Raw genomic sequence first — 19917 nt, 5'->3', positions numbered from 1 at the left:
AGCTGGGACTCAAGCTGATCTACAGACCAACGGGCCCGGATCGTGTCCGCTCAGGCAACCCCAAGTGGATCATGTACTGAATTGTGTCCGAGGGGTGACACGAACCATTACCCCACCACCGATGGCGATCGGCACGACCTTGAAGCTCGCACAACTCTAGCCGGTCCGGAATAGCGGCGCTGGTCGGCAAGTAGCCGGCACAGGAGCAGGCCGTGGTGGCCGTCATACGGGCGAGGTTGGCATCCACGATCTGTGGGCTGTTGAACAGATGCGGGATGCATCGGCGACCGTGCGGTGCGTACAGTTCCGGGTCGGACTTGGGGTGGGCCGGGTAGATCCGGCGCAGGGAACGGGACGAGACAGCGACGACATGACGGCGGACAACATTACCGAAACCGGTCAATGCGGCATTGACCGCCAACGGCTGGAGACCTGTCTCAGCGTCTTCGAGGCGTTGGAGGACCTGCCTCCCGATCACCCCGACGTGGTGCGGGTGCAACGGGCCACCGCGAAGCTCTACAAGGTGATCAAGCAGCGGCGACGCGAGGAACGGCGAGATGCCATCGCGGCGGCCGACCGCGCGGTAACGGCAGCCACCGCCACCGGCGCCCCGGGCCGGATCGACGACGAGACCCAGGGCATCCCGCTCGCCTCGCCCACCGTGGGTGCCACGGCCGGCGTCCTGCACAATCCGCGCGGCTGCTACGTCTGCAAGCAGCGCTACCACGAGGTGGATGCCTTCTACCATCAGCTCTGCCCACCCTGCGCCGCGCTCAACCGGGAGCGCCGGAGCGCCCGCACCGACCTGACTGGCCGGCGCGCCCTGCTAACCGGCGGCCGAGCCAAGATCGGCATGTACATCGCGCTGCGGCTGCTGCGCGACGGCGCGCACACCACGGTAACCACGCGGTTCCCGCACGACGCGGTCCGCCGATTCGCCGCGATGCCGGACAGCGGGGACTGGCTGCACCGCCTGCGGATCGTCGGGATCGACCTGCGCGACCCCGCCCAGGTGATCGCCCTCGCTGACTCGGTCAGCGCCCAGGGACCACTCGACATCCTAATCAACAATGCGGCGCAGACCGTCCGCCGCACCCCCGGGGCATACGCGCAGCTCGTCGCCGCAGAGGCGGCGGCCCTGCCAGACGGCCCCCTGCCGGAGGTGATCACGTTCGCCAAACCTGCCGGCCAGGGCGACCCGGCGGGCCTGATCGCCCCGCCGCAGTCGACCCCGGTCACCCCGCAGGCGCTCACCGCGCTGGCGCTGACCAGCGGCTCCGCCTCGCCGGAACGGATCGCGGCAGCCACCGCCATCGACGCCGGCGGTCTGGTCCCGGACCTCGACCCGGTCAACAGCTGGGTGCAGCGGGTGCACGAGGTGAACCCGGTCGAGCTGCTCGAGGTGCAGCTGTGCAACGTGACCGCGCCGTTCGTGCTGATCAGCCGACTGCGACCAGCGATGGCCGCAGCGACCGCCCGCCGCAAATACGTGGTGAACGTATCGGCGATGGAGGGCCAGTTCGCCCGCGGCTACAAGGGGCCGGGGCACCCGCACACCAACATGGCCAAGGCCGCGCTGAACATGCTGACTCGGACCAGCGCCCAGGAGATGCTGGCCGACGGCATCCTGATGACCAGCGTCGACACCGGCTGGATCACCGACGAGCGGCCCCACCCGACGAAGATGCGGCTGGCGGACGCGGGCTTCCACGCCCCGCTGGACCTGGTCGACGGCGCGGCCCGGGTCTACGACCCGATCGTCCGCGGCGAACAGGGCGAAGACCTGTACGGCTGCTTCCTGAAGGACTACGCACCCTGCGCCTGGTAATCAACGCGCCCACCCCGCCGTCGGCCGCCCAGGCTCCGGCCGGCACGGTCAGCACCGTCGCCCGTCCACCACACAGGGTGCTCGCAAAGGACGCCGAGCTTCGTCGCCCAGTTCCCGGAGGAATTCGAAGGCCCATGGTGTAGAGCGCGGAGTTGGCCTGTCTGTCGCCGCCGCGGTTGAGGCGGCGACGCTGCGTCTTGCCGGAGGAGGCTTCGATGGGGCTGACGCGCAGAGGGCCGCGAAGGCGGCTTCGGTGTTAAGGCGGCCAGGATTGTCGCCGGCGGCCAGGAGTAGCGCGGTGGCGGTGTCGGCGGCCGCGATCGGGCTGGTTGACCTCGATGACCTAGACGCCTCAGCCGCGGAGGTGACGGGTCAATGCCAACGGTATGTCCGGCCACTTGCGCCACCGCCGCCGGTGGTCGTGTCCCCCTTCGTCGCCCTGATGCACAGCGCTGGTCGTGCATGAACGGCGAAACCGAGCCGCGAACCGACCATGGCGCGGTCAGCGATGATCTTCCGCCCACGCAGGGTCGGCCAGGGCTGCTGCGCGGTTCCATGCGGATACGCCGCCGGGGAGCATCCAGCCCCGGGTAGGTTTCGCGTCGAAATTCGGCGTCACGAGATCGTCGGCGAGCCGCCGACGCTCGGTGACCAGAGCGCCCGCGACTCCCGGCGTGCGCTTCGCGATTTCGCGTTCGACGTGAGTGACGGTCTCGACATGACGGCGCACCGACCACGCGTTCCGCCGGTCCACTTCGTCGGCGTCGACGACCGCCGTCAGCGTCACCAATGGTGGTTCGACCACCTCGGCCAGGCACGCGGCAAGCCGGTCATGCTCGTTGACGAGCAGATAGCAGTCGAGGCTACTCACCCACCACAGCAGGATCGGCGCCACCGTGCCGGCGCGGACCTGCTTGCGGTACGCCTTCACCCGCGCATCGCCGTGCCGGGACATCTGTCGCTTGGGGAGCACGAGACCGCTGCCGCCATGGCCGTACCAGTCAAGCTCACCGGCACCACCGTCGACCAGCAGCTCGGACCACCGGTCGGCTAGGGGGCGGGCTTGAGAACCGACCCGCACTCCGCCACATACCGCAGGTACGGTGCGCTCGCCTGCAACAACCACCGGCTCGGATACAGCGGCCCGACCCCTGCTGGTGGTGAGCAGGTCCGCGAACCGGTACGCCCATCGCATGTCCCGGTCGGCAGCCGGGGCCTCGCCGAGCTGGCGGGTCTCCACCGATCGGATAGGTGGCACGACCGACCTGTAGCCGTTCAACCGCAGGTAATCGACATGGTGGTAAGCACCACCACCATCGAGGTGGCCGACCCCGTCCAGGCCGTCGACACCATCGCCGACGCCGCCGTCACCTCGCTCGAACACTCCTGACGAGCCTCCGCACAAGCGAAGGCGCCGAGGCTGGCTGCGGGACGAGAGCGGCACCAGAAGCCGCGCCGATCCATCGCCGCTTGCAGCGGGTTCGCGCGCTGCCTACCCGCCGCTGACCTGACTGCGTCCCAACGCACGAACCAGGCCGATGCCCGGCCACCCGCACCCCAGCGCAAACCCGGGCACAAGCCTTGATAGGGGAACCTGATGACTCTGCTGTCGGCGTACGCGTTCGATGCAGAACCAGATGCGCCACGTACGTATCTGCGCAGCTTTGACAGCCCGGTCCCATCGTGATCATCGAGCTATTTTCGTCGTAACGGTGCAGGTCACGAGTAGGACGAGGTCTGATGTGGATATATGGCGAGGCTCCCGGTAAGACATCCGGGCCCACCGCGTGCAGCGCCGGTCCCGCTGGCGACGCTTCGATCCCGGTCGGCAAGCCCTGCTCGCCCTGGCACACCTGCGCAACGGCGACACCTTGACGCGCCTGGCTTGCGGATTCGAGGTCGGCGTAACCACCGCGTGGTGATACATCCCCGAAGCCATCGACCTGCTCGCCGCCGCCGCAGACGACCTCGACACCGCGATGAACAGAATCCGCCTGCTGGCCTAGTGCCATCCTCGACGGCACCCTCATCCCGATCGACCGGGTCGCCGACCAGAAGCTCTACTACTCAGGAAAACACCACCGCCACAGCGTGAACCTGCAGGTCATCGCTGACCCGGCAGGTCAGCTGGTCTGGACCTCGGCGGCGCTGCCCGGCTCCGTCCACGACCGACCTGGACGACCACAATTTCTGCGTTTTGCCCCGCCCGGCGGCCTGCCGAGCGGCGCTATAACACGGCCGGACCGTATCGCGGCCCGCGCCAACTCGCGTTTTACCGCGTTGCGTCGCGGCCGGCTCGGACTACATCAAGTTCGTGGTCGACGGCGGCTCCGTGGAAGGCCACCCCGGGCTGCCGATGCTCGAGCAGGCGACCCTCGACGCCGGCGTGGCCGAGGCGCGCCGGCACGGCATGCTCACTCTCGCTCACACGCTCACGCTCGACGCGACTCGGATGGCGGTGGACGCCGGAGTCCATGGTCTCGCCCACCTGTTCATGGACCAGCCGCACACCGACGACATCATCGAACGGATCGCCGCTGCCGGCGTCTTTGTCGTCCCATGCGTCGTGCTGGACGCCTCGATGATGGGTATCACCGGATCGGCACTGGCCGACGATCCCCGTGTCGCTGCCCGCCTCGACGAGGCATGGACGAACCTTCTCCGCGGCAGCTACGACCGTTACCCGCAGGGCAAGCTGGAGAACATCCTGAACTCGGTCAAGGCGCTGCACGACGCTGGCGTCGACCTGCTCGTCGGAACCGACGCTGCCCCGTTCCCGCTGCCCTTCATGGCGGGAGTGACGCACGGCGCGAGCGTCCACCACGAACTGCAGTACCTGGTCCAAGCCGGCCTCACCCCGGTCGAAGCGCTACGGGCGGCGACGTCCACACCCGCCCGCCGCTTCGGACTCGACGACCGTGGCGCATCGCCGCCGGTCTGCGCGCGGACCTGCTCCTCGTCGATGGCGACCCCACCATCCGGATCAGCGGCACGCTGAACCTGCGTACGGTCTGGCGGAGAGGCACTCCCACCCAGCTCACGATCGGCTGAACAAGACCACTCCCCAACCCGGTGGGCGGGGCTGGCGGCGGCGTCGATGAGCCCGTCGGCGGTGGCCCGGTTGTAGAGGGCGCGGGCGGGCCAGCAGTTGCCGGGCCGTGGCCACCCAGGCGGGATCAGCCGACATAACCGCTCCCGATGACCTCGACGTGCAGATCAGCCAGCAGCAGCGGCTGACCGGGAGCGATGGCGCACATCTGCCGGTGTCGCACACCAACGTTGTGGACTCAACTGGCGATTGAATCGCTTGTAGCGCCCGACTGCAGAGGCGCGGGCGGTTTGGCGCGGAGCTCAGCCACTGCCCGCAGAACGATTGACACTGTGTGAGGTGTGCCATAGTGTGAAGGCACTGGCTAATGAAACGTTTCAGTCCGCGCCAGGTCGCACAATGGAGCGCTGCTGGGGTGTGTGGGTTACGGCACCCTCCGTGCGCGGCTCACTCGCGCCCTTACGGCGCTGTTTGTCGCCCCGTTTCCATGCCCTTTGACCGGGCGTCGGGGAGGAACTCGATGAGCAGCTCGGAAGGAGCAGTAAGTTGAACGACTCGACGATCCGGCCGAACGTGGGGAAGCCCATTTCCCGCCGCGGCGTTCTGCGCGGCATGTCCGCGGCCGGTGCACTTGCCTTGACCATCGGCGCCCTGAAGCCCGCTGATGCCTACGCTGCCGGGAACCCGAGCGGCGCGGCTGGGCCCCTCGCAACATCTTTCGCCCAGGACCTTAAGGGCAAGTACCTCGACCCGGACCGAACTTTCAGCAGCGACGTGCGGTGGTGGCTGGGCGATGCTGCTCACACCGACGAGACCCTGCTCGAACAGATCCAGGCCCTCTACGACGGTGGGTTCCGGGGAGTCGAGCTCTGCATGCAAAACGACACTGGCGCACCCGACGCCGTCTACGCCTATGGCTCTGAAATGTGGAGCCACAAATGGAACTTGATGATGAACAAGCTCCTCGACCTGGGCATGAGCGTCTACCTGACGTCGGGCACCAACTGGTCGACCTCCAACGTGCCAGGACTGGACCCGGACAGCCAGGCGGCGATGCAGAACCTCACGTTGGGCACGGGCACGGTGAACCCCGGCGAGACCCTGACGGTGCTGCCAGCACCGGCGCCGAACGCCCGGCGAACGGGGGCCAGGTTCGTCACGGCCTACGCCTACAAGGTGGTCTCTGACAACGCCGTCGACCCCGAACGACATGTCGACTTGCCCGTCACCCAGGGGACCGACGTCTGGACCCAGAGCCTGAGGTGGACGGCTCCGAGTGACGGGACCTACCGGGTCTTCGCGATCTGGACGCAGGGCACGTACCAGGCCTCCTCACCGTCAACGGAGACAAGCTACGCCACCAACTACTTCGACGCGCGCGGCGTTGCGGCACTGAGGGCATTCTGGGAGCAGCACTACCTGAGCGATCCGACGCTGCGGCAGAAGATTCTCGACGGGGACGTCCAGCTCTTCATGGACTCGCTCGAAATCAACCCCGGCACGGCTGGCATCACGTGGTGGGCGGAGGACATGGCGGCGGAGTTCGAGAAGCGCAAGGGCTACGACATCATGCCGTTCGTCTTCCTCATGTACGGCCTCCCCCAGGTCAACGCCGTCTACAACGCCTACATCGACCGCGCCAAGGGCACCTACGATCTGGCGGGCGACGCTGATCGGCGCGAGAAGATCATCAACGACTTCCTTGACGTCCTCACCAACCTGTATGTCGAGAGGATGCTGACGCCCCTGAAGGAATGGCTCAACTCCGTAGGCATCGAGACCCGCGCCCAAATCTCCTACGGCCGTTCGTTCGAGATCTCCGAGCCCATCATGGCCGTCGACTACCCCGAGGCGGAGAACTTCAACCAGTACGACCAGGTCGACATCTTCCGGCTCTGGTCGGGCGGCGCCAAGCTCACGAACAAGGTGCTCTCCAGCGAGTCGGGAGCCGAGCTGCCGCAGTACACGACGCGCCAGATGCAGGTGAAGGATTTCTACCGCACCTACGCCGCCGGCTTCCAGCGCATGATCTGGCACGTGTGGGCTGCCGAGTTCGCCTACGGGAACTACGCATGGCCCGGCTTCAGCCGCAACTTCTTCCACCCCGGGACCCGGCACCCCAGCGCGCGCGACTATGACGAGTACAACGCGCACCTGGGTCGCGTGCAACAGCTGCTGCGGACCGGCAAGGCACGGTCCGACGTCGGGTTCATCCACAACAACTGGAACCAGGGCCTGGCGTTCCGTGCCGAAAACAACGGCACCAACCCCCGGGTGGCGCAGATGAACTGGCAGCTGGCTCACATGGGCGTTTACTACCGCTCGACCGAGCTGCAGGATAACGGCTACACCTACGACTACTTCAGCCCGGCCTTCTTGTTCGAGGACGGCGTCTACTTCGACAACGGATCCAAGACCCTCGAACCGGCCGGCTACAAGGCCATCGTCCTTTACCAAGACTGGCTGGACCTCAAAGGGGCCAGGAAGATCCTCTCCTTGGCGAGGAAGGGTCTTAAGGTCGTCATCCTGGGCGATGCGGCCACGAGGACGCCGTTCAACGACGGCAATGACGCGGAGCTGAAGGACGTAATCGACAAGTTGAAGAAGCTCCACACCGTCCGGGTCGCGACTGTTTTCGACGCCGTCGACGACTACTTCAGCGCCACCCCTGGTGGTTACCACGACGACGTCATGACCCAATTGCAGGACATGGGCGTTTATCCTTACGCCGGATACGTGGAGGAGAACCAACAGCTGCTGACCCAGACCCGCGAGGACGAGGACGGCAACCGCTTCCTCTACGCCTACAACTACGACGACGGCTCCTACCGGAACCAGAGCCTGCGACCGGAGGTCCGGGACGCTCCCAACCCCGGCAAGAACATCAAGACCAAGCTCGTGATGGAGGGCGAGTTCGTCCCCTACTCCATCGATGCCTGGACGGGCGACGTGACCCAGCTCGCCATTTACGAGTGGTCCAACGGCCGCACGCTGGTGCCCATCGACCTCGACTTCAACAACATCACCCTGATGGCGTTCGAGAAGGTCAAGAAGGGACAGCTGCACAAGGAACCGCGCATCGTCTCCACCAACGCCGACTCGGCTTATGCCTTGCCGGACGGCGTGGTCATTCGCGCCAAGTCGAGCGGGATCCTGTCCACGAAGCTCAGTAACGGCAAGCTCTACCGGAGCAACGTCACCGTACCGGCACCCTACGACATCACCGGCTGGGACCTGACGGTCGAGTCTTGGCGGCCCAACAGCACCGAGAGGAACCTCGTTCGCACCGAGACCATCGACGGTCTCACGTCCGTCAACACCCTGACGTCGACCGTCAAGACCCCGATCAACGTTCACCTCGACAAGCTGGACACGTGGAACAACATCCCGCAGGTCGGCAAGGCGGTCTCGGGGACGGGACACTACGAGGCCAGCTTCACATGGGATGCCAGCAAGGCCGGTGGTGCATACCTCGACTTCGGCGACCAGCTCACCGAGAGCATGAAGGTCTGGATCAACGGCCAGAAGGTCGGCGGCCAGGTGTCCACCAACCCGACTAAAGTCAAGAAGAACGTCGGCGGAGTAGGCAAGCCCACGATCGACGACGGCACCGGTCAGCAGGTCCCGCTGGTGGGGCACATCCAGTACACCGGAGGCATCAGCCTGACCAAGCCGGTCATCGACATCAGTCCCTACCTCAGGGACGGCGTCAACAAGATCGTCATCGACTACAGCTCAACGCTGCAGAACCTTCAGCTCGACCGGGGAGTAATCCCGGTACAGCTCAACAGCAGGAGCTGGTGGCAGAACGACCAGGTATATCTCGACTACGGGCCAAAGCAGGCCAAGGTTCTGCCATTCGTCGAAATGATATACTCCGCTAAGTAGTGAGCCCTGAGCCTATGACCGCGCTTCCGTTAGGGACATAGGACGAGAACGCTGCCGGGGCCGGAAATCGGCGTCACAAGCACTCCGATTTCCGGCACCAGCACACAGCACCCGTTTGTGGAAGCACGACACGTAGTTGACGCCGCGCTGAACCTTAGTCTCGGGAGTAGAGATGATCTTCAGTGCGCGCCGGCACGCGCCAAGCCTTGCGGGTGACGACAATGACATCCGCCCTGGTCACCGCAAGTTTGAGCGCTCAGGCGGAACCGCCCCCCGATGTTCGGCCATGAACATGGATTCTTCGTGACTTCGTCTGGAGATTCGCAAGATCGGTTGATCTCTCGCGAATCTCCACGAATTCTCGTGTCCGAGGGGCGACGACGACCGCATATTCATGTTCATCATCGGCGGTGAGCTGGTGCTGACACCTTAGAGGGCGTCTGATTCACGTATTTTGCGAGTGATGCCACCTTCAGATGTCTCGCCAGGTTGGGGTGGTTTCGTTGGTGACGCGTTTGGTGAGGTTGTCGATCATCGCGATGCGGATCATGCTGGCGGAGTTGTCGGGTAGGGCTTCGTAGTCACGGGCCAGGCGGCGGTGGAGCATGATCCAGCCGAGGGTGCGTTCGACGACCCAGCGGCGTTTGACTACGGAGAACCCTCGGACGTTTGGGTCCTTGGTGACGACTTCGACGTCGATGCCGAGGGTGGCGCCGTGTTCGATGACCTTGTTCTTGAAGCCGGCGTCGACCCAGGTCTCGGTCAGGGCGGGGTGGTTGGCTTTGGCCTGGTCGAGCAGGTTGATGCCGATGGTGTTGTCGGTGGCGCTGGCGGCGGTGACGACGACGGCGAGGAGTAGGCCGAGGGTGTCGGTGACGATGCCCCGCTTGCGTCCGACGATCTTCTTGCCGGCGTCGGTGCCCTGGGTGGGCAGGGGTGCGTTGGTGGAGGTATTCACACTCTGGCTGTCGATGATGCAGGCCGACGGGTGCGGGGCGCGTCCGGACTTGGTGCGGGCCAGTCCGGTGAGTTGGTAGTTGAGCTGGACGAAGATGCCGTCGCTGGTCCAGGCGGTGAAGTAGCCGTAGACGGTCTGCCAGGGCGGAAGGTCGTGAGGCAGATAGCGCCAGGCGATGCCGGTGCGGTTGACGTACAGGATCGCGTTGAAGATCTCCCGCAGATCGTGCGTGGCCGTCCGTCCGCCGATGCCGGCGTCGGTGCGGGCCTGACGCCAGGCGTTCAGGCGTGGTGCGATCAGTGCCCAGCGGCGTCGGACAGGTCGGAGGGGTAGGCGGGTCGCTGAACCATGCGGTAGGTCTACTTTGGATGAGCTGTGGTGAGACACACCCGCAGTCCGGCGATACGAGGGCTTTTCTGAACCAGACACGTTCCGAGGAACGAAGCTGGCATATCGATGCGACATCTATCAGGGCAAATGGTGCCGATGGCCGTGAGTCGTCGGCTCTGCTGGCCCCCCCTGCCCGTCCCGGCAGCCGATGTCATGCCACCGCGCCGTCCAAACCAGACCTTCGCCGCTGGGTCGTGGAACGCACCCTGGCCTGGCTCACCCTATCCTGCGGGAGATCGTGAACGCGATCCTGTACGTGGTGCGGTCCGGGTGCCCGTGGCGGTACCTGCCCGCTGACCTGCCGCCATGGCAGACGGTGTACTACCATCCCACCGGTCGTCTCGCCTCCTCGCCAACAAGCAGCGGCACGATCTAAACCTAGGCCTGGATGGCCTGGAAGAGCACAGTGCTCGACCGCCGGCGGCTCGGACCCAATCCGTCTACCACAACAGACCGGGATCGAGACCCATTAGGAATGGTGTAAGGCCTACTGGGCTACCTGTCGTCCTACCAGGAGTCACGCCCGACGCCTTCCCAGTGACGTGCGAGCCGGGTCAGCTGGATTGTGGCGGACCTTCTGTCGTGGCGTCCGGCCCGCCGCTATCGGTTGCGGCACGACCGGGCGGTGTTCCACTTCCTGACTGACCCCGTCAGTCGGGAGCGGTACCGGCAGGTGCTGCGTCAGGCGCTTGCCCGAGGCGGTTAGGTGGTGGTGGGCACCTTCGCCGCCGACGGTCCTACGCAGTGTTCGGGGCTACCGACTGCTCGGTATGGTGCGGACGACCTGGCTGGGGAGTTTTCGGACTACAGCGTTGTGCGTACCGCCAGGGATGAGCACCACACCCCGGCCGGTGGCGTGCAGCCGTTTACCTGGGTTCTGCTCAGCGATCGCGGCTAGGGCCGGTCCAGGGACGGGCAAGCTGCTCCACTTGCCTGGCGGGCGGGTTGACCAGCCACTGCCCGGCGACGTGAACGGTGGGCACGGTTTCGTTGCCATCGGCGACGGCACGGACCGCGGCAGCCGCTTCCGGATCCTGCCAGATGTTCACCTTGGAGAAGGTGATCCTGCGGCGACGCAGGCCGAGGCGCAGACGCAAGCAGTACGGGCAGGCGGGCCGGGTGTAGACCGTGATCGGGCTATTCGTGCTCATCGTGGGCTCTCGGCGGCGGTTGGGTTGACGGCCCGGCCGAGGATGTGTGGAGCGGCGGGGCTACTTGGGCCGGTGGCCGGGAACTTGAACCGGTGCAGCTCGTCGATGGCGAATCCGGCGGCGGTGACGGCGGCGGCGGTATCGCGGCCCGTGTGGCAGCCCCCGAACAGCGTCGGCCACACCGTCGCGTCGGCCAGCCGCTGCATCCGGCGAAGACCGCTGGTCTCGGCGGCAACGTGCTCATAGATGCGCAGTTCGCCACCGGGACGTAGTACGCGGCGCAGCTCTGTGAGCGCCACGGTCTGGTCCGGCACCGTGCACAGCACGAGTGCAACGACGGCCGCATCGAACTCGTCATCCTTGCCGGGCAGCGCCTCGGCCAGGCCGTCTACGACGGTGACCGGGACCGGCGCGGCCTGCGCTGCGGCGACTGCGGCTGCGCGCAGGCGAGGCTCCGGCTCGACGGCGAGGACCCCGCTCACTTGCGGCGGGTAGTGGGCGAACATACGGCCGTTGCCCGCCCCGACTTCGATGACCCGGCCGGACAGGCCGGCGACCAGGGCTTCGCGGTCCTCAGCAGCACCAGCACGATCCATGAGCACGCTGAGCCGTTCGTAGGCTCGGGCGAACACCGGGTGGGATCGCGAAGCCATGGCCGACACCTCCAAGTCGAAGGTGAGGCGTTTTCGCGGACCGAACGGCTCGCGGCTATCCTCACTCATACAGGAGGCTATACATAGTGAATGGCATACACAATCCCGCCGCGTTACCTTCTCCGCCGGACTGCACAACCTTCACCGAGGCGTTGGAGCAGGTGTTCGCGTTCGCCGTGACCGTGGAGCACTACATGCAGGCCGGAATCGCCGCCCGTGGCCTGACCCGCGCGCGAGCAACAGTGATCTGGCAACTGCACCGGCACGGCCCGACCACACAGCAGCAACTCGCCCGCGCGATCGGCGTAACCGCACGCAACGTCACCGCCCTCGTCGACGGGCTCCAAGACTCCGGGTTCGTGCGTCGCGAGCCGCACCCTAGCGACCGGCGAGCCTTCCTCGTACACCTCACCGACACCGGCCGGCAGGTCACCAAGCAACTCGCCGCCGACTACGAGGCCGGATCCCAAGATCTCTTCTCCGACATTCCGGTCGAGCAGATGGGCCCGTTCCTGTCCACTATGCAGACACTCACCGCTCGGCTCGCCACCGCCACCGGTCCTCAAACCCAAAGTTGACGCCTCGGCTCTGGTGCGGTTCCCCTCGTAGCGTGGAGGCCAGGACTTGAGGGATAGGGGTTCATGGCTGAGACGAGACGCCGGTTCGATCCGGAGTTCCGCGCGGGTGCGGTGCGGATCGTGCGCGAGACCGGGAAGCCGATCGCCCAGGTCGCGCGTGACCTGGGGATCAACGACGGGACTCTGGCGAACTGGGTGAAGAAGGACCGCGAAGCTCGGGGCGAGGCCGCTGCGGGTGGGGTGTCCGAGGATGAGCGGGCCGAGTTGGCCCGGCTGCGGCGGGAGAACGCCGAGTTGGCGATGGAGCGTGATGTCCTCAAGCGATCCGTGGTCCTGTGGGTCAAGGAAGCGACGGGCCGGTGAGCGTGGCCGCTTTCATCGCTTCCCAGAGGACCGAACACGAGGTGCCCCACGCGGTGGCCTGCCGAGCCCTCGGCGTGTCGCAGTCCTGGTTCTACAAGTGGCGCGACCGGCCGCCCACGCCCCGGCAGGACCGTCGGGTCCGGCTGGCCGATGCGGTGCGCAGGGTGTTCGAGGACTCCGGCGGCACTTACGGCAGTCCGCGTATCGGTGACGAGTTGCGGGAGCAGGGTTGGCAGGTCTCTGACAACACCATCGCGGCGGTGATGGCCGAGCTGGGGCTTGTCGCGCGGGCCAAGCGCCATCGCCGTGGGCTGACCCGGCCGGGCAAACGGCCGGCTGCTCCGGACCTGATCAAGCGCAGGTTCACGGCGCCGGCGCCGGATGTCGCCTGGTGCGGTGACATGACCGAGATCTCCACCGACGAGGGCAAGCTCTACCTCGCCACCGTCATCGACCTGTACTCCCGCCGCATCCTCGGCTACGCCATGGGCGCCCACCATAACGCCGGCCTGGTCGTCGCGGCATTGAACATGGCTGCGGTCACCCGCGGCGGCGACATCGCCGGAGTGATCTTTCACAGCGACCGCGGCAGCGAATACACCTCCGCCGATTTCGCGCAGGCATGCGCGCGGTGGCGGGTACGCCAGTCCATGGGCCGGGTCGGATCATGCTTCGACAACGCCGTCGCCGAGGCCACCTTCTCCACCATCAAGGTCGAGTACGTCCACCGCCGGCGGTTCCGCACCCGAACCGAAGCCCGGCTCAAGATCGCTACCTGGATCACCGACTTCTACAACCGGCACCGCCGGCACTCCGTCTGCGACGGCCGCTCACCAATCGATTACGAACGATCAACGGCACGAGCTCTGGAGGCTCAAGCCGCATAAGGGAGCCCTCCACGCTTCCAGGGGATTGACACTGGCCGATTTGGGAATTGAGGGTCGAGCGCGGTCAGACGTTGAAGCGGAACATAGAGGCGCTGTCCCGCCGCCAGCGCGAACGGCCCGCGACACCTGCTCACACGGTGCCTCGGGCTGCCATCGTTGGTGGCTGGTTAACGACGTTTGACAGTGTCTTGCGCCCCTTGTGTGCCCCAACTGCCGGCAACCGGCAGAGATCTGTCTGCCGGCGGCAGCCCCCGAACCCTCAGCCCGTGACTCTCTGGATCACGGCTACGACGGCGTACAACACGCCCACCCAGGCAGCCACCTGCCCCACACGGAAGAATCCTGTCCCGGCTTGAAGGAACTTGATCCTTGCCTGCTGCTCAGCCCGTCTGGGGTCATAGTGATGTCTCCGCGTTTCGGCGCTCCGGGTCGACGGTTGATCTGTCCGCTCCGCCCGACGAAGTGAACCCACCGATCGTCCTGAGATCCCGATCTGACGTTCTCGCACGAGGAAACCGGCTTGTGATCCAGCGTCACAGCTCCGCACGGCCGACCTGCGCATTACGAGTCGGCCGCCTATCGCTGCTCCTACCTCTGGTCTTGATGTGATGGTTGACGTCCGCGTCCGGGATCGTCCGCTGTTGCTCGCCGGCTTGGCTGCTCGATTGGCTGCTCACGGTGTCGGTTGACGCATCGCCAACTCGGTGGAAAGCGCCAGTCTGTGGTGCGAATATCGGTCCACCGCCGTGGGGTGCTGGCCTTGGCGGTCGGCGGCGTGTAGGAGGGTGTGCGGGTTCGCCTGCGGTCACTCACGAGGTGCCTTCTTCGGCCGTGGCGGGGCCGGCATGCCGTCGGCGTCGCGGCCCGCCCAGCCGGGCGGGTTGGTGGGGCCGGTTGCCAGCGGTGCGGGCACAGCAGCAGCCGCAGGGCCGCCGCTGCTTGTTGAGGGACGACACCGTTGCCGAGCACCCGCAGTGCGGCGGTGCGGGGCAGGTCGAGGTCGGTGACCCAGCCAGGATCAAGGCCCATGAGCCATTGCACGAACGGTGGCGCGAGGACGGGCTTGCCGTGCCGGCCGGCCTGGGTCGGCTCGGGGGCTGGTTGGCCGAGCAGCAGTCCCCATCGGGCGATCGCGGCGGCGTAGGCGCCCCATCGGGCGTCGTCGCGCTGCCCGAGGTTGGTGGGCAGGCTGGCGATGGTGGTGCGCAGGTCGGGGCCGCCGTGCCCGTGCGCCCCGGGACCGTGCGCGTCGGAGGCGCGCGGGGTGGGCAAAGGCGCCGCCGGGGACCTGTATGGCTGCGGAGGGCAGGGTCAGGTCGCCGTGCGACCCGCGTTGGCCGGGAGAGCCTTTGGCGCCGTCGGTTGCTCTGGGGGTGGGAAGCAGCACCTGTGACAGCGGCGGCCGTAATCCGTGACCGGCCCGCCGGCCGGCGCTGCCAGTGTCGCTCGCTCGGGGCGTGGGCAGAAGGCGGTCGTCCTGCGCAGCGGGCATACCGGAGACGTCCGCATCGCGAGTGCTGGGTGGGGTGGTGCTGGCTGAGGGGAGGTCGTCCTTCTGCCTCCGGTGGGGCAGCAGGCGGTGGCGGGTGCCGTCGGGCTCGACGAGGTCGGGTAAGCCGTTCTGGTGGCCCGGGCCTTTGCCATCACGGGCGCACGGTGTCGGCAAGGTCCGCACTGGGAATGAGTCGTTCAGCAGTGGCGGCCAGCAGAAACAGCCTGTCACGCCGGTGCGGGGCGCCAACGTCGGTTGCGCGTACGCATGCCTAGCTCGTGTCGTTCCCGAGCGCGGCCAGGTCGGCGTGGACGACGTCGAAGCCTCGCCGCAGGAGCGCGGCGACGTTCTCCACGAAGAGCAGCGGCGGTCGAGGCGCGCGAACGCCGTCCACAACGCTTGTCCATAGGCTGCTGTGGATACCGGTGATGCCGGCCCGCTTGCCGGCATTGGAAATGTACTGGCAGGGGAACCCGGCGGTGAGCACGTCGACGGGCTCGACTCGGTCCAGTCGACGGTGCGGATGTCGCCGAGATTGGGCACCCCGGGCCAGTGGTGGGCGCACACGGTGTTGGCGTGCCGGTCGGTCTCGACGTACCAGGCGAGCCAGCCGCCGAGCACCAGCTCGACGGCCAGGTCGAGGCCGCCATATCCGGTGCACAGTGATCCGATGTGCGCCGCGGTGGGATGGGCATTCAACCTCCCTCCACCGGGTCCGAGCACGCCTACTGGACAGGCACGCCCAGGTCGCCGCCGAGTTGTCCGCAAGTCGAGGAGCTCCCGGGGTGGCGGAAGATCAGTACGTCCTCGTGGGTGATCAGGTGCAGCGGGGTGCCGTCGGCACGGGCCTTGCGGACGGCCTGGAGCTGGAAGAACGACGGGCGGGCGACGAGGTGCCCGTCACGGACCGCTGCGAGGAGGGCGACGCATCGCTCGGTCGGCGTCAGGCCGGCGCGGACGCCGGCGGCGATGACCGCGGACGGTAGGTCGACAAGCTGTCCGTTCTTGCGCCACGGGCGTGCCGTGACCACGATGGTGCCGCCGGGGCGCAGCAGTGCGGCGCAGCCACGCAGGATCTGTTCGAATCCGTCGGCGAGGCCGGTGAGGTCGCGGTAGGCGAGGTTGCCGCGGTCGGTGCCGTCGTTGTAGGCGTTGTCGAATTTCGCCACCCCGTGCTCGCCTGGGCGGACGAGGCCGTGCACGGTGGGCCCGTACGGCGGTGAGGTGACCACGAGGGCGACCTGCCCGGCCAGTGCCGCGGGTAGTAGGGAGGGCAGTCGGGTGGCGTCGCCGCGGACCACCGCGGCCCGGCCGGTGGCGCCCTGGGTGTGGGCGTGGGTGATGTTCGTGTCGGCGATGTTCGACCAGCGGGGCTCGTACTCGACGCCGATGGCGTCGCGGCCGGCGTGGATGGCCTCGATGAGGGTGGTGCCGATGCCGCACATCGGGTCGAGCACGAGGTCGCCGGGCTGGGTGTAGGCGTGCACGGCGTGGGCTGCGATCGCCGGGAGCATCCGTGCGGGGTGCTTGACGGACTCGGGCACATAGCGGCCGCGTCGCTGCACAGGTCCGGTCTGTTGGGCGGTCGCCCATACGGACAGACGCTGCGGCTCAACGACGCGGTGCGGGCTGTGATCGCGCTGGTCACCGTGCCCGGTGTCCTCGGTGCGGTGGTGCGGGTCGGCGGGGGGTGGGGTGTGCTCAGCCACGGCGGTCACCCCCGTCGCGGCGCCGGTCGTGCGAGGCCACGGGTGAGAAGACGAGGAGGTCGGCGTGCACGCGTAGGTGCGCTGCCGCCCAGCGCGGGTCGTTCTGGTGGGTGAGGGTGAGCAGTTCCTCGTCGGTGACGTGGTAGACGAACGCGTCCCCGTCGGTGTCGGAGGCGACCGCGACGATGTGCTGCAGGTAGCCCAGGCCAACCGCGGCGGCGGCAGTGGCCACCGGGGTGAAGTCCTCCGGCCCGCCGGTCGTCGCGGTCGGGATGGTGACGACGAGGACGAGGCAGCCGCCGGGGAGCAGCAGCCGGGCGCACGCGGTCAACAGCCGCGCCAGCCGGATGCGGTTGGTGGGTTCGTCGCGGTACAGCGGCCAGCAGGCCACGACCAGGCTTGTCGCCTCCGCGAGGTTGGTGTGGCAGGGAGCGGAGTCGGTGGGCTCGGTCGGTAGCTGCGGGTCGGTGAGGTCGTCACCGAACCACGCGCTCATGTCCGGCACGTCCTCGGGAGCCTTTCCGAGTGCGGTGGGGTCGGGACGTGCCGGTGGGGTGGCCGGGCCGATGATCAGGCTGGACGCGTCGGTGAACCACGCCGGGTGGTGGCGCCGTCCGCCAGCGGAGCAGACGGCGCTCAGGGCGTGGTCGGCGGTGAGGTCGACGACGACCGCGCCGGGTCGGGTGTAGGCGGCGACGAGCCGGTAGGCCAGGCGGGTGCCGATGCTGCGGCCGGCGTCGGCTGGGCTGTGGGCGGTGCGCCACACGGTGACCGGGACAGGCGGGTTGCCGGCGATCTGGTCGATCAGGGTCGGGTCGGCTGTGTGCGGGCCGGTGGGGTGGGCAGGGTCGGTGTGGTGCTGCGGCGTGTGCTCGCTCATGTGATGTCGGCTCCGCGCCGCGCATGCAGTGCGCTGACATCCCTAAAACCGCGTTTGTGTGTTCTGGCGAACGCCTGCCCGACTCACAGCGGCTCACGGCGATCAGTACGGGCGGGGGTGGTCACCACCACGATGGCGGTCGGCGGTCGAGGCGGGGTCGGCTCGGGAATCATCGACGTGTCTCAGCGGTGCATGACACTGTGCCGTCCGACGGCAGGTCATGTCATGTCATCGTCACCTGTCGGTGTGCTGTCATTTCGTCCGTAGTACGGCGCCTGGCCGCCTGTGGCGTCGGTGACTGGCTGGACGGACTGACCGCGCGGTATCTGACACCGCTGGTATCAACGTGGGCGTCGTGCCCCTCGACGCCGTGTCCGCGGCCGTGTCTGGCGCCGCAGCGGTGGGTTGTCTGGTACGTCGACCAGCGGTGTCCCGGTCCTGCTCAGCGGTATCGGCGGACAAAATGTCAACGATAATGGTCAATGTCAGGCTGTCGCCGTGAAACCCTGCGATGTCTTCGCCGGCTGTGGTGCGTTGTCGGCCATACCGCGTTGAGCGGCGCGGCTTTGCCGTATCCGATTCCTTCGACGTCGCTCGCTGACGCTTGTCGCGGTGACACTCGGTCTGGTCATGTCGAGGTTCCTCTTCGTGTCCTCGGCTTCGCCCGCTGCGTGAGGCGTCATGCCGCTGCGGCCATCAGTGCCGTCATGGTCGAAGAGAACCTGGTGGCCTCAAAGGCATCTCAGGCGGTTAGGAAGTCGGTCCACGTACGAGCGGCAGTGCGCCCTGCGCATCGTCCTTGTATGCCAGCGCTCGCATCGGGGGCGAGGTCCGGTGAGCGGCTGTGAGTCGTTGTGAGTGGCGGTGAGTGGCGCGACCGGCAGGTGTGAGGGGCGCTGGGACCTGCGGTGTCCCTGCGGTGCGGCCCGGCTGGCGCGGGTTGGCATGCGCTCACGGCGCTGTTCAGCGGCGCGGTCAGACGCGTGTGTCAACACGAGAGCGGATGTGCAGTAGGGGGCAAGGACGTCTGCTGACCACCGATCCGATGTTGGCATCACCGCTGTGACCTGCGGTGTCAGCTTCTGTGAGTCGGTCATGACGGAATGCCGCACAGACGTCGTCCGAGTCGACGGCGACACCGCATCACTCACTTACTTTGGAGTGGCATTCATGGGCATGTCCCTCACGCAGTGGCCGGACTCCCCGCTGGACGCCGCCGACGCGGCATTCGTGGCGTTGACCAGCGATCCCGATCCCTTGTCCATCGACCTTGACGTGTTCGGCCCGGGCGTCGGCCTGCCGGCGGGGGTGATGACGCTGCGGACTGTGCGGGACTGGCTGCTGGCGCACACCGACGCCTTCCGGGCGCGCGACGCGGTGTGGGTCGAGGTGATCCGCCGTGCCCGCCTGGACGGGCCGCAATGGGTGATCGCGGCGGTCGGCATGGCCATGCCGGCGCTGCGTCGCTACACCCGCCAGCTGTGCGACGGCTACCGCAGCGACCCCGACGACATCGAGGCGGAGATCTTGACCGGTTTCCTGGCGGCGCTGCGCGATCACGTTGACCTCGGCCGGCCCGCCCCGTATGCGGCGTTGTGCCGAGCCGGGTGGCGTGCCGGCTACAAGCTGCGTCAGCAGGCTGGCGAGGCCACGCCGGTGGACGATGTGGAGCACATCACTGGGCCGTGTATCCCGCAGGTGCCCTACGGGCATCCGGACGTGCTGGTCAACCGTGCCGTACGGCTGGGGATTCTCGACCCCGGCGATGAGCAGCCCTATATCGACGTGCGGTTGGGCCGTCGGGCGATCGAACCGATCGCCCGACGGTTGGGCATTACCTGCGACGCCCTGCGGATGCGGCTGGCCCGGATCGACACCCGCATCGCCGAGGCCCTCGTCACCGGCGTGCTGACCGGAGTGGCGTCCCCACAGGCCGTCGAGAGCCTCGCCGCCGAGGCCGAACGGCGGGCCAACCTGCGCGCCGCGAGCCGCCGCCGCGCCCGTGACAGCACGACTCAGGTGAGAGCCGCTGCCTGAACCCATCGCCCTCAGCTATGCGCGCGGCGCCCGCACCGGCTTGCCGGTGCGGGC

The 19917-nt window shown here is 67.4% G+C and carries 13 protein-coding genes and 4 pseudogenes; 9 read left to right on the top strand and 8 right to left on the bottom strand.

Annotated elements, in window-relative coordinates:
- The first annotated feature begins 370 nt into the window (after positions 1-370).
- A complete protein-coding gene (locus tag ABZS42_RS30745; RefSeq protein ID WP_355151272.1) occupies positions 371-1828 on the top strand; it encodes an SDR family NAD(P)-dependent oxidoreductase in 1458 nt (485 codons plus the stop codon).
- A gap of 127 nt (positions 1829-1955) precedes the next feature.
- Here the strand turns inward: ABZS42_RS30745 and ABZS42_RS30740 are convergent.
- A pseudogene (locus tag ABZS42_RS30740) lies at positions 1956-2122 on the bottom strand (transposase); the annotation flags it as partial.
- A gap of 208 nt (positions 2123-2330) precedes the next feature.
- A complete protein-coding gene (locus ABZS42_RS30735; protein WP_355151270.1) occupies positions 2331-3068 on the bottom strand; it encodes a hypothetical protein in 738 nt (245 codons plus the stop codon).
- 532 nt (positions 3069-3600) lie between these two features.
- Between ABZS42_RS30735 and ABZS42_RS30730 the strand changes: the two are divergent.
- The 3 genes and pseudogenes from ABZS42_RS30730 to ABZS42_RS30720 form a co-directional block, all read left to right on the top strand.
- Positions 3601-3997: pseudogene (locus ABZS42_RS30730) on the top strand (transposase family protein); the annotation flags it as partial.
- Positions 3998-4160: 163 nt separating this feature from the next.
- Positions 4161-4826 (top strand): amidohydrolase family protein, encoded by a 666-nt coding sequence (locus ABZS42_RS30725; protein WP_355151268.1) that lies wholly within the window; start codon positions 4161-4163, stop codon positions 4824-4826.
- 597 nt (positions 4827-5423) lie between these two features.
- Positions 5424-8765: a glycosyl hydrolase gene (locus ABZS42_RS30720; RefSeq protein WP_355151266.1), complete on the top strand. Its 3342-nt coding sequence runs from the start codon at positions 5424-5426 to the stop codon at positions 8763-8765.
- Positions 8766-9237: 472 nt separating this feature from the next.
- Here ABZS42_RS30720 and ABZS42_RS30715 read toward each other — a convergent pair.
- Positions 9238-10073 (bottom strand): annotated as a pseudogene (locus ABZS42_RS30715) (IS5 family transposase).
- 266 nt (positions 10074-10339) lie between these two features.
- Here ABZS42_RS30715 and ABZS42_RS30710 point away from each other — a divergent pair.
- Positions 10340-10435, top strand: a pseudogene (locus ABZS42_RS30710) (transposase); the annotation flags it as partial.
- A 559-nt stretch (positions 10436-10994) separates the two neighbouring features.
- Here the strand turns inward: ABZS42_RS30710 and ABZS42_RS30705 are convergent.
- Positions 10995-11264, bottom strand: a complete 270-nt coding sequence (locus tag ABZS42_RS30705; protein WP_355151264.1) for a glutaredoxin domain-containing protein — start codon at positions 11262-11264, stop codon at positions 10995-10997.
- Positions 11261-11917, bottom strand: a complete 657-nt coding sequence (locus ABZS42_RS30700) for a class I SAM-dependent methyltransferase (RefSeq protein WP_355151262.1) — start codon at positions 11915-11917, stop codon at positions 11261-11263. Before ABZS42_RS30700 ends, ABZS42_RS30705 begins: the two co-directional genes overlap by 4 nt.
- 86 nt (positions 11918-12003) lie before the next feature.
- Between ABZS42_RS30700 and ABZS42_RS30695 the strand changes: the two genes are divergently transcribed.
- The 3 genes from ABZS42_RS30695 to ABZS42_RS30685 all read left to right on the top strand — a co-directional run bounded on the left by ABZS42_RS30695 (position 12004) and on the right by ABZS42_RS30685 (position 13745).
- Positions 12004-12495 carry a MarR family transcriptional regulator gene (locus ABZS42_RS30695; protein ID WP_355151260.1) on the top strand — a complete coding sequence of 164 codons (492 nt, stop codon included), beginning with the start codon at positions 12004-12006 and terminating at the stop codon, positions 12493-12495.
- 63 nt (positions 12496-12558) lie between these two features.
- On the top strand, positions 12559-12858 hold the full coding sequence (locus tag ABZS42_RS30690) for a transposase (protein WP_355151258.1): 300 nt from the start codon (positions 12559-12561) through the stop codon (positions 12856-12858).
- Positions 12855-13745 carry an IS3 family transposase gene (locus tag ABZS42_RS30685; RefSeq protein ID WP_355151256.1) on the top strand — a complete coding sequence of 297 codons (891 nt, stop codon included), beginning with the start codon at positions 12855-12857 and terminating at the stop codon, positions 13743-13745. Before ABZS42_RS30690 ends, ABZS42_RS30685 begins: the two co-directional genes overlap by 4 nt.
- Positions 13746-15508: 1763 nt before the next feature.
- On the opposite strand, the gene ABZS42_RS30680 is transcribed toward ABZS42_RS30685, so the two are convergent.
- The 3 genes from ABZS42_RS30680 to ABZS42_RS30670 all read right to left on the bottom strand — a co-directional run bounded on the left by ABZS42_RS30680 (position 15509) and on the right by ABZS42_RS30670 (position 17826).
- Positions 15509-15724, bottom strand: a complete 216-nt coding sequence (locus ABZS42_RS30680; RefSeq protein WP_355151254.1) for a DNA cytosine methyltransferase — start codon at positions 15722-15724, stop codon at positions 15509-15511.
- A gap of 238 nt (positions 15725-15962) precedes the next feature.
- Positions 15963-16946, bottom strand: a complete 984-nt coding sequence (locus ABZS42_RS30675; RefSeq protein WP_355151252.1) for a DNA methyltransferase — start codon at positions 16944-16946, stop codon at positions 15963-15965.
- Positions 16939-17826 (bottom strand): hypothetical protein, encoded by an 888-nt coding sequence (locus ABZS42_RS30670; protein WP_355151250.1) that lies wholly within the window; start codon positions 17824-17826, stop codon positions 16939-16941. The genes ABZS42_RS30675 and ABZS42_RS30670 overlap by 8 nt, the downstream gene beginning before the upstream one ends.
- Before the next feature lie 1170 nt (positions 17827-18996).
- On the opposite strand from ABZS42_RS30670, the gene ABZS42_RS30665 reads away from it, so the two are divergent.
- Entirely contained in the window at positions 18997-19863 is an 867-nt protein-coding gene (locus ABZS42_RS30665) for a hypothetical protein (RefSeq protein WP_355151273.1), read from the top strand.
- Positions 19864-19917 lie beyond the last annotated feature (54 nt).

This window comes from Micromonospora sp. NPDC005367, from assembly GCF_040606825.1.
GTDB lineage: Bacteria > Actinomycetota > Actinomycetes > Mycobacteriales > Micromonosporaceae > Micromonospora.
The sequence above is the reverse complement of the archived record's forward strand: the minus strand, read 5'-3'. Positions and strand labels throughout refer to the sequence as shown.